A 2,645-nucleotide genomic window follows, 5' to 3' on the forward strand; every position below is an offset into this window, starting at 1 on the left:
GAATTGTTTTTTTTCCCTAAATATCTGTGCGTATTGTTTTTTAATTTGCTTTAAATAAGGGATTTGCTTCAAAAAAATGGAGTGCCCCCCTAACGGTCACATATATGAAATGTTGGGGCTGCGGTGTGCGTCTTTGTCTGCCGTTACAGAAGTTGGTGCGGGGCAGAAAGATTCGTGTAAACACCTAAACCCCAATATTTTATATATGATGTTAGCATTTCGTGTTTTTTATTCTAATTCCATTTCTGTTTTTTGTTTAATCTCTGTTGCAATATCTGGACGACTTATTTTAATTACGTCATTAAACATTTTCTGAATGAAATTTGCTACCCAACATTGAGAGTTTTCTTCAGGAGTTATTCTGACATCCAAACTATCTGAATAATCACTTGACATCATATAATGGTCATTTAGATAAAAAATATATGCAAAATGTTGGATGAAAACTGCTTCTATATCTTTTGCAAACAAATCCAAGTATTTCACTCTATTTGGATTATAAATTTGATTGTCATTTAAAAGTAGATGCCTATAAAAATTATAATGAGTATGGTCATTACACCTATCTCTAATTTTCTTATATCTATCGTCTTTTTTTAAAAGTTCGTTAATTGGTTTAAGTCTTTCGGATTCTTTAATATATCTTGAAATGACTCTGTATTCTGGAATTGTTTCAGTTCCATTTCTCCAATTCTCTATTTGTGTTACAATAAAATTGTTAATATTAAAATGGTCTTGAAGAAATAGATTGGTATAAACATTTATCATTGTTGAATCAAAGAACTTCCTTAGTAGGGCATACGCATCATTTATTCGTCCCTTTTTAAGAATGTCTATTATTGAGTCAATTGTACCTTTTATTGAAGAATATGCATAAGTGTCTAGATTCAAAAAAGCTTTAGTTCCTAGTGAAGCCCAACTCATAATCGAAAATGATAAAGAGTCATAAAACTCAGAATATTTTTTTAGTTGATTGAAAATCAAATGTTCGTTGTATTCTTTTCCGAATTTATCCTCTGGTTTTGAGTCCTCAAATTGCATGAAACTATCTTAAAGTTTAGATTAATAATCAGATGTGTCTTCACCGAAAGGATTTATCATCCATTCTTTTTTAATGATTTTTCTTTCAATTAGCTTATTCACTAAATCTGCACCGTCATCACACAATTCTCTTGCCGAAGTATCTCCATTTTGCTTATGTTCCCACTGTGATGCACTTGAAACAAACACTTCTTCAAATTCGTCAATTGCTTTTTTTATTAATTCTGTTGCAATTCCTTGTCTTTGAAATTCCTTATTCACATATATACCATTAAGCCAATATGATATTTCTCCACTAAATTCATCTTCATCAATCAATATATCTAAAGTCCCAACTTCGTTATTGCCAATATATGCTTGGAAATAAGAATCATCGTCAAATTTTATAATTACTGCCATATTTCTTCATTTTGGTTATTATATGCTCGGTCTTAACATGAATGCTAACGGTTGCGTATATGAAACGTTGGGGTTTGCGGGTGTCATCATTGTCTACCGTTGCAAAAGTTCGAGCGGGGCAGAAGGCTTCTCGTAAGTGCTTAACCCCCAATGTTTTATATACGATGTTAGCGGTTCGGGTTTTTAACTTTTTTTGTAGTTGTGAATCCTATCATTTTCTCCTAAAATTTGTATCCTGCTGAAATAGAAAAAGTAAGGTTGTTTATTCTACTGTCAACTCTATCATTTCCTGTTTCAAAAGAATTCAGAATATTTTTTATTCCCCAATTACATACAGTAGTTACAAACAGATTATTCTGAAAATCATAACCGACAAAACTTGAAATACCTCCGTCAATTCTTTTGATAGATTTATGCCAATAGGGTTCGTTAATATATCTTTCGGCATTAAAACCTACCATGCCATCATTTACAAATGTGCTGTTGTTAAAATTTATCTTGTCTTCTTTGAAAATCTTTTTGCTTCCTGTCCAATATCCATAAGGAGCTGATAACTTTAATTTTGCTTCCATGTTACCACCAATTCCATAAGCAAAAAATGGTCCAATACCAGCAATAATTTTCCTGGATTCACCAAAGTAGAAATAGGTTTTAATATACAATGGGAGTTCGATATAGTAAGATGTTATTTTTGATGTAGCATTTAGCTCTCTCATATTGTATCCTGATGAAGCTGGTCTTTGTTCTGAAATATAACTATTACTCCGCATTCCTTTTATTGATAATGCTATTTCTGGCTGAAATGATAGTTTTTTTGATAAAGCAATTTCCAGAAAATAACCGGCATTGAAACCGGTGTTAAACTTATATTCTGTATAATTCTCTAAATAACCACTGGAGTTATAATCTGATAAAGAAACTAAAACCGTTGAAGTATTCAAACCAACTTTAACACCATGTTCTATTTTAACTTTATTTTCTGCAAGAATTAAAGACGTTATAGAAAACATAATTACGAAAATAAATAATAATTTCCCTAAATAATTCATAGTATGTATTTTAACATTAACACTTAAACTTTAATTGAAGCACTATCTCTTATCACCTGACCGCTAACGGTCACATATATGAAATGTTGGGGGCTTCGGGAGTCAGAATTATCGGCCGACACAGAAATTTATGCGGAGCACAAACGTCAATGTAAG

Annotated in this window: 3 protein-coding genes; all 3 read right to left on the reverse strand. The window is 31.6% G+C overall.

The annotated features are described in order from the left end of the window. Positions 1-228: 228 nt before the first annotated feature. Positions 229-1,041: a hypothetical protein gene (locus EV194_RS16760; protein ID WP_132435686.1), complete on the reverse strand. Its 813-nt coding sequence runs from the start codon at positions 1,039-1,041 to the stop codon at positions 229-231. A 21-nt stretch (positions 1,042-1,062) separates the two neighbouring features. Beyond that, a complete protein-coding gene (locus EV194_RS16765; RefSeq protein WP_132435688.1) occupies positions 1,063-1,440 on the reverse strand; it encodes a GNAT family N-acetyltransferase in 378 nt (125 codons plus the stop codon). A gap of 221 nt (positions 1,441-1,661) precedes the next feature. Continuing rightward, on the reverse strand, positions 1,662-2,489 hold the full coding sequence (locus EV194_RS16770) for an outer membrane beta-barrel protein (RefSeq protein ID WP_132435690.1): 828 nt from the start codon (positions 2,487-2,489) through the stop codon (positions 1,662-1,664). Between the last annotated feature and the right edge of the window lie 156 nt (positions 2,490-2,645).

The organism is Natronoflexus pectinivorans (assembly GCF_004345615.1).
Lineage (GTDB): Bacteria > Bacteroidota > Bacteroidia > Bacteroidales > Marinilabiliaceae > Natronoflexus > Natronoflexus pectinivorans.

Excerpts from the sequence above, each read along its gene's own strand:
- EV194_RS16770 (WP_132435690.1), bottom strand. The coding sequence starts at position 2,489 with ATGAATTATTTAGGGAAATTATTATTTATTTTCGTAATTATGTTTTCT.
- EV194_RS16765 (WP_132435688.1), bottom strand. The coding sequence starts at position 1,440 with ATGGCAGTAATTATAAAATTTGACGATGATTCTTATTTCCAAGCATAT.
- EV194_RS16760 (WP_132435686.1), bottom strand. The coding sequence starts at position 1,041 with ATGCAATTTGAGGACTCAAAACCAGAGGATAAATTCGGAAAAGAATAC.